Genomic DNA, 17,936 nt, shown 5'->3' with positions numbered 1-17,936 from the left:
CCAAACGCAAAGCGTTTGTCGTTCAGTAGGCAAGACAGCCCATTGGGGCTGTTTTGAATTCCCTACTTCACCCCCCTCGCGGGGGAGGGAGAAAACCTCAGCGCCCCGGGGCCGCTGCCGCACTTGCCGTCCAGCTCTGCCACCACACCGGATCTCTCAGCGCCTCAACCCACCATTGCAAAGCTTTACCATCCGAGCGTTTTGGCGTCAGCAAATACAGTGGTGCAACCGGCTTGGGCCGTTCGACGGTGCGCTCGATCAGTGCGCCGCTGTTCAAATGGCATTGCGCTTGATGACGAAACACATTGCCGACGCCGAGCCCGGCGATCTGGGCGGCAATTTTCGCCTGCATGGTCGGCACCGTCAGCGTGTCTTGGCCGTCGAGTATGCCGAAGCTGCGTGGTGGCAGATTGCGCGAGGAGTCGGCGACGGCCACTACGCGATGATGCTGCAATTCGGACAGCGCAATGGGCTCGGCGACTTTGGCCAGCGGATGGCTGGGCGCAACCGCGAACACCATGTCGATCTCGCCAATCGGAATGGCTTTGTAATCGGCGCTGGATGGCACGCCACCGGAGGCGCCGACCACCAGATCAGCACGGCCGAATTTCATTGCTTCCCAGGCGCCGCCGAGCACTTCTTCCTGCAGGCGAATGCGGGTGGCGTGACCTTCGGCGTAAAAGCGCGCCAGCAGCGGGTACAGCGATTCGATCGGCACCACGGTGTCGTAGGCAATGCGCAGCTCGGTTTCCCAGCCGGTGGCAACCCGCTTGACCCGGCATTCCAGATCGCCGGCGGCGGTAAGCAGTTGCCGGCCCTGGTCGAGTAGCTCTCGACCGGCGACGGTCAATTTGGCGCGGTGGCCGCTGCGGTCGAACAGCAGCACATCCAGATCCTCTTCCAGTTTGCGGACCACATAGGTCACCGCCGAGGGCACCCGGTTCATCTCGTCGGCGGCAGCGGCAAAGCTGCCTTTGCGGTCGATGGCATCGAGCACCAGCAGGGCATCGAGGGTCAGTTTCATGGTCTTGGGCTCCGGGACGGTTCGGGCTTGGGCGGTCTGAGTCAACAGTTCTTGTTCAGTGTATCTGAACATTGCGCTCAAATCCTTTCAGCCTACTCCGGGCGGATTGGGCCTAAGATGCCTCCCATCCCAAGCGCGACTGGCCCGCCAGGCTGAAGCCGGCAAGCCAGACACCAGCAGTAAATTTGAAGGAGGCATGATGATCACGCTACGCCCCGCCGCCGACCGCGGCCACGCCGACCATGGTTGGCTGAACAGCTGGCACAGCTTCTCGTTCGCCGAATATCAGGACCCCGAGCATGTCCGCTTCGGCACGCTGCGGGTGCTGAACGACGACACCGTTGCTGCCAAGGGCGGGTTCGCCCCGCATCCGCACCGCGACATGGAAATCATCAGCTATGTCCTGTCCGGTGGCCTGCAACACAAGGACTCGATGGGCACGGGCTCGGTGATTCGCCGTGGCGATGTCCAGCGCATGAGCGCCGGCACAGGCGTGGTCCACAGCGAATTCAACGCCTCGGACAAAGAGCCGGTGCATTTTCTGCAAATCTGGATTTTTCCGGAACGGTCCGGGCTGCAACCGGGTTACGAACAGGTCAGCGTGCCGGACAGTGAAAAGCGTGGCAGGCTGCGCGTCATTGCTGCCCGCAACGGTGGCGACAATGTTGTCACAGTGCATCAGGATGTGGTGATTGCCGCCGGTTTGTTTGACGGTGACGAACAGGAGACCCGCGCCCTGCAAACCGGGCGCCAGTATTACCTGCATGTCGCCGATGGTGCGATCACCGTCAATGGCCAGCGCCTGCAGGCCGGTGATGCCCTGAAACTGATTGAGGAAAAACAACTTCGGCTGGAACAAGGCCAGGCCGCTGAAGTGCTGTTGTTTGATTTGGCTGCTTAAAATTTTTACCCAAAACACACTTGCAACGCTTAACGAACGTTTACTCACCCTTTCATCGGAGAACCTGTTATGAACGCCCTGTTTGACAAACTTTCGCCTTACTTCAACCTCGCGAGCCGTGTTCTGCTTGCTGCAATATTCATCTGGGCCGGTTACGGCAAAATTGGCGGATACAGCTGGTACCTCGAAAACATGATCACTCCAATGGGGCTACCATCAATTGTGCTGCCTTTGACCATTGCTCTGGAGTTGGGCGGCGGAATTCTCCTGCTCATCGGATTTCAGGCAAGGCTGGTTTCGTTCCTGCTCGCAGGATTCACACTTGTAGCTGCCTTCATTTATCACCTGCAGCCACAAGACGTCATGCAGATGATCATGTTCATGAAGAACCTGGCCATCGCCGGTGGTCTGCTGCTGATCACCCAATACGGTGCCGGTGCGTTCTCGCTGGATAAACGCAAATAAGCTGTCGTCGCTCGGTGCCAACACCGAGCGACAAATACCCCACCCCGGCCCGTTCGGCCAAACGCAGTGCGTTTGTCGTTCAGTGAGCAAAACAGCCCACTAGGGCTGTTTTGAATTCCTCACTTCACCCCCTTCACAGGGGCGGGAGCAAAAACTCCTCCCCCTGTGAAGGGGGAGGCCGGGAGGGGGTAATCTACGAGACGCAGTTCGCTACTCGCCGCCCCACTACACACTCATCAACGGCATACTCAGCTCAACCGACCCACAGGACAGCACCATGACCGTCACCGTTCGCAAAGCTGCCGATGGCAAACTGAAACAACAAGTTCAGTACAACCAGCATCAATGGTTCAGTGATGTCGCCGTTGAACTCGGCGGCGATGATGCCGGTCCGGACCCGCACGCCCTGCTCGGCGCCGCGCTCGGCAGCTGCACCGCGCTGACCCTGCACATGTATGCCAAGCGCAAGAACTGGCCGCTGGAAGATGTGCAGGTGCAAATGGATGAACAATCTGCCGATGGCACCGCCACCTTGGTACGGCGCATCAGCCTGGTCGGCGCGCTCGACACCAGCCAACGCGAACAACTGCTCGCCATCGCCAACAAATGCCCCATCCACAAAATTCTGAGCGGTAAAATTGTGATTGATACCGCGTTGACGGAATGACGCGGGAGCCTGAACTGAATGATCGTGTTGCAGACCCACGAGATGATGCACAAAACTGACACGGACAGTGCCTTTGATCCCCCTCCTTTCTAAGGAGGGGTTAGGGGTGGTTGCAGAGCTTGAAAGAGTGACCATTCTCGTCGGGTAGAACAGTGTCTTCTGAGCTCAACCACCCCCAGCCCCTCCTTGACAAGGAGGGGAGCTAAAAAGCCGGGCAAGACATCCGTTACAAGGAGTATGACTATGACAATCAAGGTACTGGTCTTCGCCGGCAGCGCCCGTCGCGATTCGCTCAACAAAAAGCTCGCCCGACTCGCCGCCGAAGCGGCCCGCAAAGCCGGCGCCGAGGTCACCTACATTGATCTGAATGATTACCCGATGCCGGTCTATCACGGCGACGACGAGGCCGCCTCCGGCATCCCCGACAACGGCAAAAAACTGAAAGCACTGTTCAAATCGCATCAGGCACTGATCATCGCCTCGCCGGAAAACAACAGCTCGGTCTCGTCGCTGTTGAAGAACACCATCGACTGGCTGTCGCGACCAGATGGCAGTGAAAGCGGCATGGTCCCGTTCAAAGACAAAACGGCGTTATTGATGGGAGCGTCGCCCGGTCCCTTTGGCGGCGTTCGCGGCTTGAATCACCTGCGCGATATCGTCAGCCGGCTCGGTGTGCTGACCTGGCCGGATATGATGACCGTCACCAATGCCGACACGGCCTTCGATGACAGCGGAGCCTTTGTCGATGGCAAGCAGCAAACCCGGCTGGAGAAATTGGCGGCAGCGATGATACAGCTGGCGAACGGTCGGCTTGCTGGCTGATCACTGCATCAGCACGGTACAAAAAATTCGTGTTTGAAAAACAAAGGGACCGCGCGGTCCCTTTTGTTTGAAAGCAGAAAGGTTCGAAAGCAGAAAGTCTGAATGTAGCAATGGTTTGAGTGCAGCAAAACCCGTAGCGAGCATCACCCTCACCTAAATCCTCTCCCATCAAGGGAGAGGACTTGAAAGCCTTCGCCCTTGATGGGAGAAGGTTGGATGAGGGTGAAGCCAGCTAACCAACAACGGCACATCTCATCGCAAAGGCTGACTCAAGGCTTCTGCCCCAACTGGGCCAAGATGAAACTGTAATCCTTGGCCGTCTCGCGCAGCTTCTGGAACCGACCGGATTTGCCGCCATGGCCAGCTTCCATATTGATCCGGAACAACAGCGGATTGCTATCGGTCTTCATCGCGCGCAGCTTGGCAACCCATTTGGCCGGCTCGTAATACTGCACCTGCGAGTCGTTCAGGCCCGTGCTGACCAGCATGGCCGGATAGGCCTGACGGCTGACGTTGTCATACGGGGAGTACGACAGCATGTAGTCGTAATACGGCTTTTCTTTCGGATTGCCCCACTCATCGAACTCATTGGTGGTCAGCGGAATGCTCTCGTCGAGCATGGTGGTAACCACGTCAACAAACGGCACGGCCGCAATGATGCCGCGATAAAACTCCGGTTTCATGTTGGCAACGGCGCCCATCAACAAACCACCAGCGCTGCCACCATTGGCGAACACTTTGTCTTTTGCTGCGTACTGCTGCTTGACCAGAAATTCGGTGACATCGATGAAATCAGTGAAGGTGTTTTTCTTGTTCAGCAGCTTGCCGCTCTCATACCACCGCCGGCCCATTTCCTGACCACCACGAATGTGGGCAAGGGCGTAAACAAAACCGCGATCCAGCAGCGACAAGCGCGCGGCTGAGAAATACGGGTCCATTGACGCACCATACGAGCCATAGGCGTATTGCAGCATCGGCGCGCTGCCATCACGCTTGAAACCTTTACGATAAACCAGTGACACCGGCACCTTGCTGCCGTCGCGAACAGTCGCCCACACCCGTTCGGTTTGATAGTTGGCCGGATCAAAGCCACCGAGCACCGGATATCGCTTCAGCAAACGGCGTTCGCCGGTTTTCAGGTTCAGTTCGTAAATGCTGGTTGGCGTGGTCAGTGAGGTATAGCTGTAACGCAACCAATCGCTGCTTTGCATCGGGTTGGAGTCAAGAGTGGCGGTGTAGGTGGCTTCGTCCATCTTGATATAACGCGGCTCACCTTTCTGCCATGACAAGATGCGCAAACGCCGCAAGCCATCGCTACGCTCGCCAATCACGAGGTTGCTGTTGAATAGCGAAAATTCCTCGATAAATACCTGATCATTGTGCGGGACCAGTTCGCGCCAATTGGCGCGAACACCGACCTTGCCGTCATCGACAGTCATGATGCGAAAATTGGGTGCCTGCCAGTTGGTTCAGATCACCCAGCGCTGACCAATATGACCGGCACTGTATTCAAAGTCCCGCTCACGAGCCGCAAGGCGCACCGGCTTACTGTCCGGTGCATTTGCCGGAATCAGCCACTGCTCGCTCGACACCGTGCTGCTCAGATCAATCACGATGTACTGATGATCGTTGGTTAGATACACCGATGTGTAGAAACTCTTGTCTTGCTCTTCATAGACCGTCGCGTCCTTGTCCGGCTCGGTTCCGACCACATGGCGCTTGACTCGGAACGACAGCAGCGTCACCGGATCATTTTCAACATAGAAAAAGCTCTTGTTGTCTGCCGACCAGGCAATGCCGGCTGAAGCCCCGGTAATCGTTTCCGGAAAATCTTTTCCGGTGCTCAAATCGCGAATGCGAATGTTGTTCTGGTAGCGGCCCTGATTGTCGACCGTGTATGCCAGCAGCTGCTGGTTCTGACTGACCTCCCAGGTGCTGAGATGGAAATAGGCCAGGTCTTTGGCCAGTACATTGCCGTCGAGCATCACTTGTTCCGGCGCATTCATATCGCCTTTGCGTCGCGCGACAATTGGATAATCCTTGCCTTGTTCGTACCGGGTGTAGTACCAGTAGTCACGGTCCAGCTGCGGTGCCGTCGCATCATCCTGCTGGATGCGGCCGACCATCTCATTGAACAGCTTGTCTTCGAGCGCCTTGTGTGGCGCCATCACGGCATCGTAATAGCTGTTTTCAGCGCGCAGATAATCCAGCACTTCCGGTTTGCTGCGGCTGTCATCACGCAACCAGTAATACGGATCGTGGCGTTCACCGGCAGGGGCTTTGACCACATAATCATGCGTAGCCGCGACCGGCGGCTGCGGCAGCGAGGCGGCGTTAGCCGTAATCATGACGACCCCCAGCAATGGCGCTATCGATTTCAACCGAGTCATGCATTCTCTCCATGAAGAATTTTCGTCTTGGCGCGAGCCTAGCGGAACCCAATAGGCGTGTCTATTTCGCGACAGATCCGATTGATGGATAATTTGAACCAGCGCCAGACTTCTCGGCTACGGTCAGTCATCCGAAACATTCGGTGCGTCAAGACGCACCCTACGCGTGCTGCGCTCTGCGAACCCACCTCACGCCAGATTATTGATGGGCCCTATGCGCGCACCTTTCCCCACTTATCGAGCTTTGTTCCGCAGACTTCACAAGTCCAGCCACCCCACATTGCCTCGTGACCATCTTGAGGCACACGCGCGACGGGTAGAGAGCTCGAACAGCCGGGGCATTTCGGTGGCGCACCGAACCGAATGCCAAAACGTCCCTCATTTTTTATGCTCTGGTAGACGACAAGCACACCGAGAGAAACAATCAATCCCAAAAAGGTAAGCGCGAGCATCAGCACCATTCCCCATATCCTCATCGCATACGAAGCCGGCATACCCGGCATGCGTAGGGTGCAATTCATTGCACCGAATGTTTGCGCAAAACTCCGGACCGAACGTGACAAATAAATTAACCACACCAGCTTACCGTTCTCTTGGCCAATAACAAAGGGCGCCGAAGCGCCCTTTGTTTATCTATCTACAGCTTCTCTGTCGACTCGCTTAGCGAATTTTGTTGCCGTCGGCGTCGATCACCGTCACTTCACCGAGGTTCAGTTGACGAATGCTGTCTTCGACCTTGCTCAGATCACCGACCACGATCCAGGTGAACTGCTCTGGCTTCAGGTTGGTTTTTGCGGCGGCCTGAATGTCGGCCACGGTCAGGCTTTCATACTTCGGCTTGATCGACTGGACGTAATCATCCGGCCGGCCGTATTGCACGATGCCCGACACGGCGCCTTGGACGGCGCCCATGGTTTCGTATTCACCTGGCATTGAGCGAACGGTGTTCATGACGCTCTTCTGCAGCTCTTCGCTGGTGGCCGGACGCTTGCCGACGTAGTCACGGTATTCGTTCAAGACTTCCTTGATCGAATCCGCGGTCTTGTCGGTTTGCACCGGTGCGTAAGCGAAGTACGGGCGCTGACCACGGGCACCCGGGAATTGGGCATAGGCGCCGTAAGCCCAGTGCTTGTTCTCACGCAGGTTCATGTTCAGCCGCGCCGAGAAGGCGCCACCGAGCACATCGTTCATCGTGATCAGGGCCGGGTTGTTGTCGACATTGGTCGGCGGCATCACCTGACCGGCAATGATCACCGACTGCACCGCACCCGGTTTGTCGATGAGATAGACCCGCGCTTTCGCCGGATAGGCAACCGTGGCGATATTCTTGCCCGGCTTCGCGGTGCTCGGCGCTTTCCAGTCACCAAAGGCTTTTTCCAGCTTTGGCAGCACGTCTGCCAGCGTGGTGTCACCGACCACGATCAGCGTGGCGTTGTCCGGACGCAGCCAGTTCTGGTGGAAATTGACCAGATCATCTCGGTTCAATGATTTGATCGACGCTTCGGTACCCGAGCCGGTGAACGGAATCGCGTAGGCATGACCCGCGCCATACAACAGCGGCGGCAGCGTGCGCAGCGCCATCTGCACCGGCTGTGCTTTTTCGCGGGCGATGCCGGCGATCCAGCGGGTGCGGTTGCGCTCAAGCTCATCATTGGCGAAAGCCGGGTTACGCACGATGTCGGCGTACAGCGACAGCGAGGCATCCAGATTTTTCTTCAGTGCCGACAGCGACACGGTGGCGGTATCCAGACCGGCGCCAGCACCGATATTGGCACCGAGCCGCTCGGCTTCGTCGGCAATTTCCAGCGAACTGCGTTTCTGCGTGCCTTCGTCGATCATCGCCATGGTGAAGCTGGCGGTGCCGAGTTTGCCGCCTTGGTCAGCGGCGTAACCGGCATCGAACTGCAGTTCGAAATTGACTACCGGAATCGCTTTGCGTTCAGCCAGCACCACTTTCAGACCGTTCTTCAGTTCAGCCCGTTGCAGGGCCGGGAAGCTAAGGTCCGGCGTGGTTTTGACTTCCGGCACCTTGCTGCGATCGGCACCGTCTTTGGCGACGCTGTAGGTCGGGAACGGATGCACTTCCAGCGTGTAATCGCCATCACTCAGCCAGGTCTTGGCAACCGACACCAAGTCTTTCTCGGTCGCGGAAGCGTAGTTCTTCAGCGATTGCTGGAACAGGTTGGCATCGCCAAGGAAGGTCTGGTAGGTGGCCAGCACATCGCTCTTGCCACCGAAACCGCCGACCCGCTCGACACCGCGGATAAAGCCGGCTTCCAGTGACGCTTGCACACGGCTCAGCTCGTCTTTCTTGATGCCCTTGCTCAGCAGCTTGTTCAGCTCTTCGCTGATCAGGCGGTCGACTTCTTTGTAATCGGCACCCGGTTTGACATCAACCATGATCATGAACTGCGAGGCCAGCTCGTTTTGATCATTGAAGGCATTGGCGCTGGTGGCCAATTGCTTGTCGTAAACCAGGGTTTTGTAAAGGCGCGAGTTCTTGCCGCCACCGAGCACGGCAGCGAACAGATCCAGCATGTCGGCGTCGTGGGTGCCGAACTGCGGCACGTTCCAGACTTTGATCAGACGGGTTTGCGGCACCCGGTCGAACATCACGTCGCGGGTCGATTCGGTGCGCTTGGCGATCCAGGCTTCGCGTTTGACCAGCGGTTGCCCGGCCGGAATGTCGCCGAAGTATTTCTGGACTTTTTCCTTGGCGGTGGCGACGTCGATATCGCCAGCCAGCACGATCACCGCGTTGGCGGCGCCGTAATACTGCTTGAACCACTCATGCACGTCATCAAGCTTGGCGGCGTTCAGATCGTCCATCGAGCCGATAGTCGTCCAGGAATACGGATGGCCCATCGGGAAGGTGGCTTTGCCGATCTGTTCCCAGCTCTTGCCGTAGGGTTGATTCTCGCCTTGGCGTTTTTCGTTTTGCACCACGCCGCGTTGCTCATCGAGCTTGGGCTGGGTGATCGCGCCGAGCAGATGGCCCATGCGATCGGATTCCATCCACAGCGCCATGTCGACCGCGGTGGTCGGCACGTTTTCGAAATAGTTGGTGCGGTCAGAGTTGGTGGTACCGTTCTGATCGGTGGCACCGGCTTTTTCAAACGGGCCAAAGTATTCGTCGTTGAAATTTTCAGTGCCGTTGAACATCAGGTGTTCAAACAGATGCGCGAAACCGGTTTTGCCCGGCTTCTCGTCTTTGGAACCGACGTGGTACCAGACGTTGACCGCGACGATCGGCGCTTTGTGATCTTCATGAACAATGACAGTCAGGCCATTGTCGAGCGTGAACCGCTCAAACGGGATTTCGACCACCGGCTTGTCGGCCGACTTGTCACTGGCTTGGCCCACCGACATCGTCAGGGTACCTGCCAGCGCGAGCGCCACAGGGGCAATCTTCAGCTTGCGCATGCGCTGCAACATTTTTCTCTCCGATTCAGTCCCTTGAGGACAGGGCGGCAGGATAGCAAGCCAGCCCGCCACTGGGCCGCCAAGCAGGTCTGAGCTGGCACAGGAGAGTGTTGCGAAGTGTTAATGACTGTACAGAGCGCTACCTGCGACTGTTGTTTGAACTGCTCACATTTTCGCCAATGCAGGAAGTGCTGCACCGGTGACCCGGTACACCGTCCATTCGTCCATCGGCACGGCGCCGAGCGACTGATAGAACTCGATGGCCGGGGTATTCCAGTCCAGCACCGACCATTCCAGCCGGCCGCAATCGCGCTCGACCGCCAGCTTGGCCAAGTGAATCAGCATGGCTTTGCCGATACCTTTGCCACGGTATTCCGGCAGCACAAACAGATCTTCCAGATAGATGCCGGGTTTGGCCAGAAAGGTCGAATAGTTGGCGAAGAACAACGCAAAACCGGCCGGCTTGCCCTGCCACTCGGCCAGCCGCACCTCGGCAGCCGGCCGCTCGCCAAACAGTGTCGCTGCCAGTTTTTGCTCATCAGCGACCACCATGTGTTCCAATTTTTCATACACCGCCAGCGCCTTGATAAACGCCAGAATCTGCGGCACTTCGGCAGGCGTTGCCGCGCGTATTACCAAATCCGTCATGTTGAACCCCGAGTTTGTTCAGGCGTAATAGCGCGCGACATACTCGGCAAAGCTGCCGGTATTGTTCGCATCAATCTGTGCTTGCGCGGCCAGCGAGCGCTCGGTTTCGGCGCGAAATTGCCGCTCGACCGCGCTGGTAAGCGGCGTTGCCAGCAACGCTGCCTTGTGCTGTTTGGCCAGCTCATGGGCGTAGATAAAATAACCGCCGTGCTCATGGGCGCCGCGCAGCATGGCGGCCGATGGCGTGGCGTCCGGATCGGCAATCCGCTTGCGCAAGGTCGCCAGTGTGTTGCTGTACCGATCATTGCCGTAAGCGGTATCAAGCATGGCGGCAAATGGCGTCATGTCGTCAAACAGGCCGTTGGCGACGCTGGCAAATTCGTGTTCGCGATTGTGCAGCAACAAGGTCAAATCCGGATGCCGGCCTTGCATGACAACCCGCCGTTTGTTTTCTTTGTTCTCGGCTTCTTCCCGAGCGGTGATCAAGGGACTCTCGCGGAACAGACACATCAGCAGCAGCACGTCGGCAAAATTCATCATGTCGGCGTTGACGCCGAGCGGCGAGAACGGGTCCAGATCAAATAGCCGAACCTCAATATATTCCACCCCATGGCTGCGCAGCACTTTCGCCGGACGCTCACCGTTGACCGGGGTGTGCTTCGGCCGAATGCCGGCGTAAAACTCGTTTTCAATCTGCAGCAGATTGGCGTTCAGCTGCTTCCAGTGCCCCTCCACCTCGACGCCGATGGCGGCATAAAACGGATCTGGCGTCCGGATGGCCCGCTCCAGCGCTTCGGTGTAGACCTGCAGATTGTCGAAGCTGACCTGCAGCCCGGCCTGGGCGTTGTTCTGATAGCCGATATCGCTCATCCGCAAACTGGTCGCGTGCGGCGCGAACAGCGTCCGCGATGAATACTCCAGCAGCTCGGTTTTCTTGCCTTTGACAAACGACCGGCAAATCGCCGGTGATGCGCCAAACAGATACGGGATCAGCCAGGAATAGCGCTGGTAGTTGCGGATCAGGGCGAAATACTGGGCGTCCTTGTATTCGCGCAGGCTCAAGCCACCACAGCCGCAGGCGCTCATCATCGCCTGCCAGAACGCATCCGGCAGCGACCAGTTGTAATGCACGCCGGCAATGGTCTGCATGTGCCGGCCGTAACGATGACCCAATCCTTCGCGATAGACGTATTTGAACCGGCCTTTGTTGGACGGCCCGTAATCGGCGATGGGAATGGTGCTGTCATCGCCAACCACGCAGGGCATGGATGCGCTCCAGAGCAGCTCATCACCGATCTGGCGCACGGCAAATTGGTGGATGTGCTGCAGGAAAGTCAGCGGTAAATCCGGATCACTGCTGGGCGGCGTGATGAACTCCAGCAGCGCTTCCGAGTAATCGGTGGTGATCCACTCATGGGTCAGCTTGCTGCCGAGTGCGGTTTGGTGCGGTGTTTGCGCCAGTGCGCCGTCCGCCGTCACGCGCAGGCATTCCTTTTCCAATCCGCGCACGATGCCGCGCAACACTTGGGCGTTGGCCTGCGAGGAAAACTGCCGAACGGCATCACAACAGGTGAACTTGAGCATTTACCGCTCCACAGTGGGGACGACCCCATTTCGTCAGGCCGTCAATATGGCATGCATCTTAGAGAATTCAACGGGGCAATAATTACGGCTATTGACCCGCCCGCCAAGACATACTGTTTCCGGAACCGGGCTTGCGTTGAGAGCCGGGTCAAATTGGCTAGTAAAAAGCCAAGTTGACACGGCTCGACACATGGTTGCAGCCAGCAGCGCTGGCGCCCCGCACTCAACATAAACCACTCAGCACTCGCTGCGGGTTCGCGGTCGCCGGCGACCATTGAGCATGGCGCCGAGAAAGCTCGCACGCACCAACAGCGCATAGCTGGCCAACAATACGGCCATAGTGAGGCTGATGATCAGCAACAGCTTCAACCATGGCGACAGCGGCAGATTCCGCATACTGACTTGCAAGGCCAGCACGATCGGCAGATGCATAATGTAGATCCAGTACGAAGCGTCTGCCAGATAGCGCCGGAGCGGGCTGGGCTTGGACATAAAGCGCAGCGCAACACCGATCAAGCCCCAGCACCATTGCCACGCCGCGATGGCATAGGCCGTTACATACAACCACGTTTGAACCTCAGACATTGGCGCCGGCTGCAGCACCGGCGCCAGCCCCAGTAGAATCAGACATAGCCCCGTCAGCAGCACCGCCGCACCGAGATGCCAATGCCAGCGTTGCACCAACTGCGACAGCAGCGTCGGTTGCCGATGCAACATCCAGCCGATCAGAAAACCGAGCCAGTACGAGGCCAGCACCGGCGCATTGGGATACAGCGTCTGATCAGGCGTCGGGATGCCGAACCAGGCATACCAGTTCGCTTGGCCAGCCAAGGCCAACAGCAGTGGCAACGCCAGCAGGATCGTCCCGGCCGGTCGCAAGCAAAACGCCAGCGACCGATCCGCCCATTGGCACAAGCGGCCACTGTTGGCAAACCGATATATCACCGCGCGCAGCGTCAGCAACACGCCGTAGCACAGCAGCAACTCATACAAAAACCACAAATGCGTCAGTGGAAAATCGTTCGGCAAGAAGCTGGGGCCGGGCGGAGTCTCGGCCGGCAATTTACCGCCGTTGGCCAACCATGTCGCCCACACCAATACGGCTGTAATGGCCATCAGGATTGGTGCCCAGAAAATCAGCAGCGGTTTGCCGATGCGATGCAGACGATTCAACAGAAAGGCACGGGTTCCCAGACGTTCATGCAGCATGCGGCCGAAGAAGCCAGCGAGCAGAAAAAATATCAGCATGCGAAACAGGTGCGGTACATAAAACATGAGTCCGATAGTCGCGGCCGAGCGGCTGTCGCTAACCAACCAAAAGTATTGCGCTCCCGGCAGCAAGCTCATGCTGGCGTGTAACGCGACGCCAAGCAGCAAGGCAAAACCACGCAAGGCATCGAGACCGTGCAGTCGATCGGATGCTGCGGCCATTGAATTTACCGAAGTCATGCTGTCCTCCAACAATTTCCGGACACGCGTCTGCCCTGACCGGCGTGACGCCGGCCGGCTGACAATCCGGAGGGGATAGTGAGTGGGTAGTGAGTGGGTAGTGAGTGGGTAGGTGTTTGGCACTCTCGGCGAATGCCGCGTGCCAGCGAAATCAATCCGGAGCGGGCGGCTCAAACACGCGCATTGCGGTCCGGACAAACTTGCCATGGCGCCGTCTGATCTGTCGCTTGCACCCGGCTGCCGGCAAGAAGCGCTGAGCGTCATCACCAAACACAGCGTGACCACGCGCTCGTGCCGTTTTCACAACAGCAAGCAGCGTCACAGCGCAAGACGTCTTCACAAGACACCGCGCTTTCACAGCAGGAGCATCCGTTGCCATCGTCCGATATCCATCATGACCAATCTGATCCATGATTCGCGGCCGGCTCCGAATTGTCACAGCCTCCGCCAATTTTTTTTCGTTCGGCGCTGATCCGGTCTGCGGCCAAAAAGAAAAACGCCCGCATGGGGCGGGCGTTTTTTGCTTGCCGTCGCAACTTAGCCGACGTGCCTGCGGGCATTGCGGAACATCCGTAGCCACGGACCGTCTTCGCCCCACTCGGCCGGATGCCAGGAGTTCTGCACGGTGCGGAACACCCGCTCCGGGTGCGGCATCAGAATGGTGACGCGGCCATCGCGGCTGGTGACCGAGCAGATGCCATGCGGCGAGCCGTTCGGGTTGGCCGGATAGGTACTCGCGGTCTTGCCGTAGTTATCCACCCAGCGGGCGGCAACCAGACCGCTGTTCGACAGCGCCAACGCGTCGGCCGCCGTTGCGGTTTCGGCATAGCCTTCGCCGTGCGCGACCGCGACCGGAATGCGCGAACCGTGCATGTCGGTGAAGAACAACGACGGACTCTTCTGCAATTCCATTTGCACGAAGCGGCCTTCGAATTGCTCCGAGGCATTGCGGACAAAGCGCGGGAAATGCTCGGCACCCGGAATCATGTCCTTGAGCTGCGACATCATCTGGCAACCGTTGCAGACACCAAGCGCAAAACTGTCCGGCCGGGCAAAGAACGCCGCGAACTCGTCGCGAGTACGGCTGTGGAACAGCACACTCTTGGCCCAGCCGCCACCGGCGCCGAGCACATCACCGTAGGAGAAGCCGCCGCAGGCAACCACACCGGCAAACTCCTGCAGGGAAACGCGGCCGGCCAACAGATCGCTCATGTGCACGTCAATCGAGCGGAAACCGGCGCGCATGAATGCGGCCGCCATTTCAACCTGACCGTTGACACCTTGCTCACGCAAGATGGCCACTTTTGGTTTGACGCCTTTGGCAATGAACGGCGCGGCAACGTCATCGGCCGGATTGAAGGTCAGCACCGGCTGGATGCCCGGGTTATTCGCGTCACACTTGCTGGCGTATTCTTCTTCGGCGCCGCGCGGGTTGTCGCGCAGGCGCTGCATTTCAAACGACACTTTCGACCAGATCGTTTTCAGCTGCATGGTCGGCTCGTCCAGCAGCACGGCGCTGCCGTTACGCACGATCACATGCTGGCGCTGCCCGGCTTTGCCAATGACATAGCTGACCGCGCCGAGACCATGCTGTTGCAACACTGCCTGCACGTCTGCAAGTTCGGCGCTGCGCACCTGAATCACGCCGCCCAGTTCTTCGTTGAACAGTGCCGCTGTCGGGTTGGCGCCGAGCGCAGCGACATCGACATCGACACCGCAATGACCGGCAAACGCCATCTCAATCAGCGTGGTGATGAGACCGCCATCCGAGCGGTCGTGATAGGCGAGCAGCTTGCCGGCATCGTTCAAAGCCTGCATCGCGTTGAAGAAACCTTTCAGCAACGCCGGGTTGTCGACGTCCGGGGTTTCGTTGCCAAGCTGGTCAAAGCAGTGCGCCAATACCGAGGCACCAAGGCGCTGCTTACCGTTGGCCAGATCGATAAAGAGAAGGCTCGTCTCCGCATTGAGCGCCTGCAATTGCGGCGTCAGCGTCTTGCGAGCGTCGAGCACCGGCGCAAAGGCCGAGATGATCAGGCTGAGCGGCGACGTCACAGCTTTCTGCTTGCCGTCTTCCTGCCAGACCGTCTTCATCGACATCGAGTCTTTGCCGACCGGAATGGTCAAATCAAGCGCCGGGCACAGCTCCATGCCCACCGCTTTGACCGCGGCAAACAGATTCGCGTCTTCGCCGGCCGAGCCTGCTGATGCCATCCAGTTCGCCGACAGTTTCACGTCGGATAGTTTGCCAATGCGTGCCGCCGCAATATTGGTGATCGCTTCGCCCACGGCCATGCGCGCCGAAGCGGCGGCATCGATAAGCGCTGCGGGCGTGCGCTCGCCCATGCTCATCGCTTCGCCGGTGTAGCCAGTGAGAGCGCTCAGCGTGACCGCGCAGTCGGCCACCGGCACCTGCCACGGGCCGACCATCTGATCGCGCGCGACCAGACCGGTAATGGTGCGGTCACCGATGGTGATCAGGAAGGATTTGTCAGCAACGGTCGGATGCGCCAGCACCCGCTCGGTCATCGCCTTGATGCTGGCGTCGATCGCGACCGGCTTGTGCGCGACGCTGCGTGACTTGGCTTCGCGGTGCATGCGCGGCGGCTTGCCGAACAGCACATCCATCGGCATATCGATGGGCGCGTTGTTGAACTGGCGATCGGTGATGGTCAGCTGCAGTTCTTTGGTCGTTTCGCCGAGCACGGCAAACGGCGCCCGCTCGCGCTCGCAGAGCTTTTCAAACAGCGGTAGATTTTCCGGCGGAATCGCCAGCACGTAGCGCTCTTGCGCTTCGTTGCACCAGATCTCGACCGGCGACATGCCCGGTTCGGCATTCGGCACTTCGCGCAATTCAAAGCGGCCACCGAGTTCGCCGTCGTGCACCAGTTCCGGCACCGCGTTCGAGATACCGCCGGCACCGACGTCGTGAATCGAGCGGATCGGGTTGGCATCGCCAAGCGCCCAGCAGCGGTCGATCACTTCCTGACAGCGGCGTTCCATTTCAGCGTTGTCACGCTGCACCGAGGCAAAATCCAGATCCGCTGCCGAGGCACCGCTCGCCATCGACGAGGCCGCGCCACCGCCCAGACCGATCAGCATCGACGGACCACCGAGCACAATGATCTTGTCGCCCGGTTGCAGCTGGCCTTTCTTGACGTGATTGGCGCGAATGTTACCGAGACCGCCGGCGATCATGATCGGCTTGTGGTAGCCGCGCACTTCGACGCCGTCGTTGGTCGTTACCGTCTGCTCGAACGAACGGAAATAACCGCACAGGTTCGGCCGGCCGAATTCATTGTTGAACGCGGCACCGCCGATCGGGCCTTCGAGCATGATGTCGAGCGCCGAGACGATGCGGAACGGCTTGCCGTAATCGTTCATTTCCCACGGCTGCACATTGCCCGGAATACGCAGGTTCGACACGGTGAAACCGGTCAGGCCGGCTTTCGGTTTGGAACCGCGACCGGTTGCGCCTTCGTCGCGGATTTCGCCACCGGCACCGGTGGAAGCGCCAGCGTATGGGGAGATCGCGGTCGGGTGGTTGTGGGTTTCGACCTTCATCAGAATATGGGTCGGTTCGGTGACGTACTGGTATTCGCCAGTCGGCACATCAGTCATGAACCGATCAACGGTGAAACCTTCGATGACCGAGGCGTTGTCTTTGTAGGCCGACAGCACGCCATCCGGATGATGAGCGTAGGTGTTCTTGATCATCTGGAACAGCGACTTGTCCTGATTGACGCCGTCGATGGTCCAGCTGGCGTTGAAAATCTTGTGCCGGCAATGTTCGCTGTTGGCCTGCGCGAACATCATCAACTCGACATCGGTCGGGTTGCGTTTGAGTTCGGTGAAGCGGGCAACGAGGTAATCGATTTCGTCTTCGGCGAGCGCAAGACCGAGTTCTTTATTGGCGCGCACCAGTGCCTCGCGGCCACCCGCCATGACATCAACGCTGGTAAATGGCTTCGGCGTATGCGCTTCAAACAGTACCGCCGCATCCTCCAGCCGATGCAGTGCCGCCTGGGTCATCCGGTCGAACAGTTGCGGCGTTACCGCCGCTAGTGTCGCGCCATCGAGCGGCATGCCATTGGCGCCGCTGACGAAGTAGGCAATGCCGCGCTCCAGTCGCTTGATCTTGTCCAGCCCGCAGTTGCGGGCGATATCGGTCGCCTTGGATGACCACGGCGAAATGGTGCCCGGCCGCGGCACCACCAGAATCAGGCTGCCGCTAGCGGCTTCCTTGTCCAGCCGTGGGCCGTATTCCAGCAGCTTGTCGAGCACGGCCTGTTCGGCACTGCTGAGCGCAGCGCTGACATCGGCAAAGTGCACATACTCGGCGTAAACATGGTGTACAGCAGACGAACGATCACGGCAGGACGACAGCAGCTTGGCCTTGCGAAAACTCGAAAGGGCCGGAGCGCCACGCAGGGTCAGCATGGTGGGAACTCGCGCGGATGGAGGGGAAATTTCGGGCGCATATGATAGCGCAAAAGCAGTCAAGGGCGGTAGGCAAGGCCGTTTGGACGGCTGAAAACTTGATTAAGACAGTCATCTAAGAATCTG

General features: G+C 58.7%; 11 protein-coding genes and 1 pseudogene. 4 read left to right on the top strand and 8 right to left on the bottom strand.

The window, feature by feature from the left end; all coding sequences use genetic code 11:
- Positions 1-97: 97 nt before the first annotated feature.
- Complete coding sequence (locus HPT27_RS16660) at positions 98-1,024, bottom strand: LysR family transcriptional regulator (RefSeq protein ID WP_172245879.1); 927 nt, start codon at positions 1,022-1,024, stop codon at positions 98-100.
- 199 nt (positions 1,025-1,223) lie between these two features.
- Between HPT27_RS16660 and HPT27_RS16655 the strand changes: the two genes are divergently transcribed.
- From HPT27_RS16655 to HPT27_RS16635, 4 genes are all read left to right on the top strand, one after another.
- Positions 1,224-1,925, top strand: coding sequence for a pirin family protein (locus HPT27_RS16655; protein ID WP_172245877.1), 702 nt, complete (start codon positions 1,224-1,226; stop codon positions 1,923-1,925).
- A 69-nt stretch (positions 1,926-1,994) separates the two neighbouring features.
- The gene (locus HPT27_RS16650) at positions 1,995-2,390 is read left to right on the top strand and encodes a DoxX family protein (RefSeq protein ID WP_172245875.1); all 396 of its coding nucleotides are present in this window, start codon (positions 1,995-1,997) and stop codon (positions 2,388-2,390) included.
- A 277-nt stretch (positions 2,391-2,667) separates the two neighbouring features.
- Complete coding sequence (locus tag HPT27_RS16640; protein ID WP_172245873.1) at positions 2,668-3,057, top strand: OsmC family protein; 390 nt, start codon at positions 2,668-2,670, stop codon at positions 3,055-3,057.
- 243 nt (positions 3,058-3,300) lie between these two features.
- Positions 3,301-3,879 carry an NADPH-dependent FMN reductase gene (locus tag HPT27_RS16635; RefSeq protein ID WP_211198083.1) on the top strand — a complete coding sequence of 193 codons (579 nt, stop codon included), beginning with the start codon at positions 3,301-3,303 and terminating at the stop codon, positions 3,877-3,879.
- 269 nt (positions 3,880-4,148) lie between these two features.
- Here HPT27_RS16635 and HPT27_RS19410 read toward each other — a convergent pair whose 3' ends face one another.
- The 7 genes and pseudogenes from HPT27_RS19410 to purL all read right to left on the bottom strand — a co-directional run bounded on the left by HPT27_RS19410 (position 4,149) and on the right by purL (position 17,810).
- A complete protein-coding gene (locus tag HPT27_RS19410) occupies positions 4,149-4,817 on the bottom strand; it encodes a prolyl oligopeptidase family serine peptidase (RefSeq protein WP_235951104.1) in 669 nt (222 codons plus the stop codon).
- Positions 4,818-5,000: 183 nt separating this feature from the next.
- Positions 5,001-6,227: pseudogene (locus tag HPT27_RS19110) on the bottom strand (hypothetical protein); the annotation flags it as partial.
- Positions 6,228-6,929: 702 nt separating this feature from the next.
- A complete protein-coding gene (locus HPT27_RS16625) occupies positions 6,930-9,704 on the bottom strand; it encodes a M16 family metallopeptidase (RefSeq protein ID WP_172245869.1) in 2,775 nt (924 codons plus the stop codon).
- Between the two features lie 153 nt (positions 9,705-9,857).
- A complete protein-coding gene (locus HPT27_RS16620) occupies positions 9,858-10,340 on the bottom strand; it encodes a GNAT family N-acetyltransferase (protein ID WP_172245867.1) in 483 nt (160 codons plus the stop codon).
- A gap of 18 nt (positions 10,341-10,358) precedes the next feature.
- Positions 10,359-11,924, bottom strand: a complete 1,566-nt coding sequence (gene gshA, locus HPT27_RS16615; protein WP_172245865.1) for a glutamate--cysteine ligase — start codon at positions 11,922-11,924, stop codon at positions 10,359-10,361.
- 237 nt (positions 11,925-12,161) lie between these two features.
- Positions 12,162-13,373 (bottom strand): acyltransferase family protein, encoded by a 1,212-nt coding sequence (locus HPT27_RS16610; RefSeq protein ID WP_172245863.1) that lies wholly within the window; start codon positions 13,371-13,373, stop codon positions 12,162-12,164.
- A 537-nt stretch (positions 13,374-13,910) separates the two neighbouring features.
- The gene (gene purL, locus HPT27_RS16605; protein WP_172245861.1) at positions 13,911-17,810 is read right to left on the bottom strand and encodes a phosphoribosylformylglycinamidine synthase; all 3,900 of its coding nucleotides are present in this window, start codon (positions 17,808-17,810) and stop codon (positions 13,911-13,913) included.
- Positions 17,811-17,936 lie beyond the last annotated feature (126 nt).

The sequence above is a fragment of the Permianibacter fluminis genome, from assembly GCF_013179735.1.
Taxonomy (GTDB): domain Bacteria; phylum Pseudomonadota; class Gammaproteobacteria; order Enterobacterales; family Permianibacteraceae; genus Permianibacter; species Permianibacter fluminis.
The sequence above is the reverse complement of the archived record's forward strand: the minus strand, read 5'-3'. Positions and strand labels throughout refer to the sequence as shown.

Bases quoted from the DNA above. Each gene is read 5' to 3' on its own strand.
- HPT27_RS16660 (WP_172245879.1), bottom strand. From the start codon at position 1,024: ATGAAACTGACCCTCGATGCCCTGCTGGTGCTCGATGCCATCGACCGC.
- HPT27_RS16655 (WP_172245877.1), top strand. From the start codon at position 1,224: ATGATCACGCTACGCCCCGCCGCCGACCGCGGCCACGCCGACCATGGT.
- HPT27_RS16650 (WP_172245875.1), top strand. From the start codon at position 1,995: ATGAACGCCCTGTTTGACAAACTTTCGCCTTACTTCAACCTCGCGAGC.
- HPT27_RS16640 (WP_172245873.1), top strand. From the start codon at position 2,668: ATGACCGTCACCGTTCGCAAAGCTGCCGATGGCAAACTGAAACAACAA.
- HPT27_RS16635 (WP_211198083.1), top strand. From the start codon at position 3,301: ATGACAATCAAGGTACTGGTCTTCGCCGGCAGCGCCCGTCGCGATTCG.
- HPT27_RS19410 (WP_235951104.1), bottom strand. From the start codon at position 4,817: ATGGACCCGTATTTCTCAGCCGCGCGCTTGTCGCTGCTGGATCGCGGT.
- HPT27_RS16625 (WP_172245869.1), bottom strand. From the start codon at position 9,704: ATGTTGCAGCGCATGCGCAAGCTGAAGATTGCCCCTGTGGCGCTCGCG.
- HPT27_RS16620 (WP_172245867.1), bottom strand. From the start codon at position 10,340: ATGACGGATTTGGTAATACGCGCGGCAACGCCTGCCGAAGTGCCGCAG.
- gshA (WP_172245865.1), bottom strand. From the start codon at position 11,924: ATGCTCAAGTTCACCTGTTGTGATGCCGTTCGGCAGTTTTCCTCGCAG.
- HPT27_RS16610 (WP_172245863.1), bottom strand. From the start codon at position 13,373: ATGACTTCGGTAAATTCAATGGCCGCAGCATCCGATCGACTGCACGGT.
- purL (WP_172245861.1), bottom strand. From the start codon at position 17,810: ATGCTGACCCTGCGTGGCGCTCCGGCCCTTTCGAGTTTTCGCAAGGCC.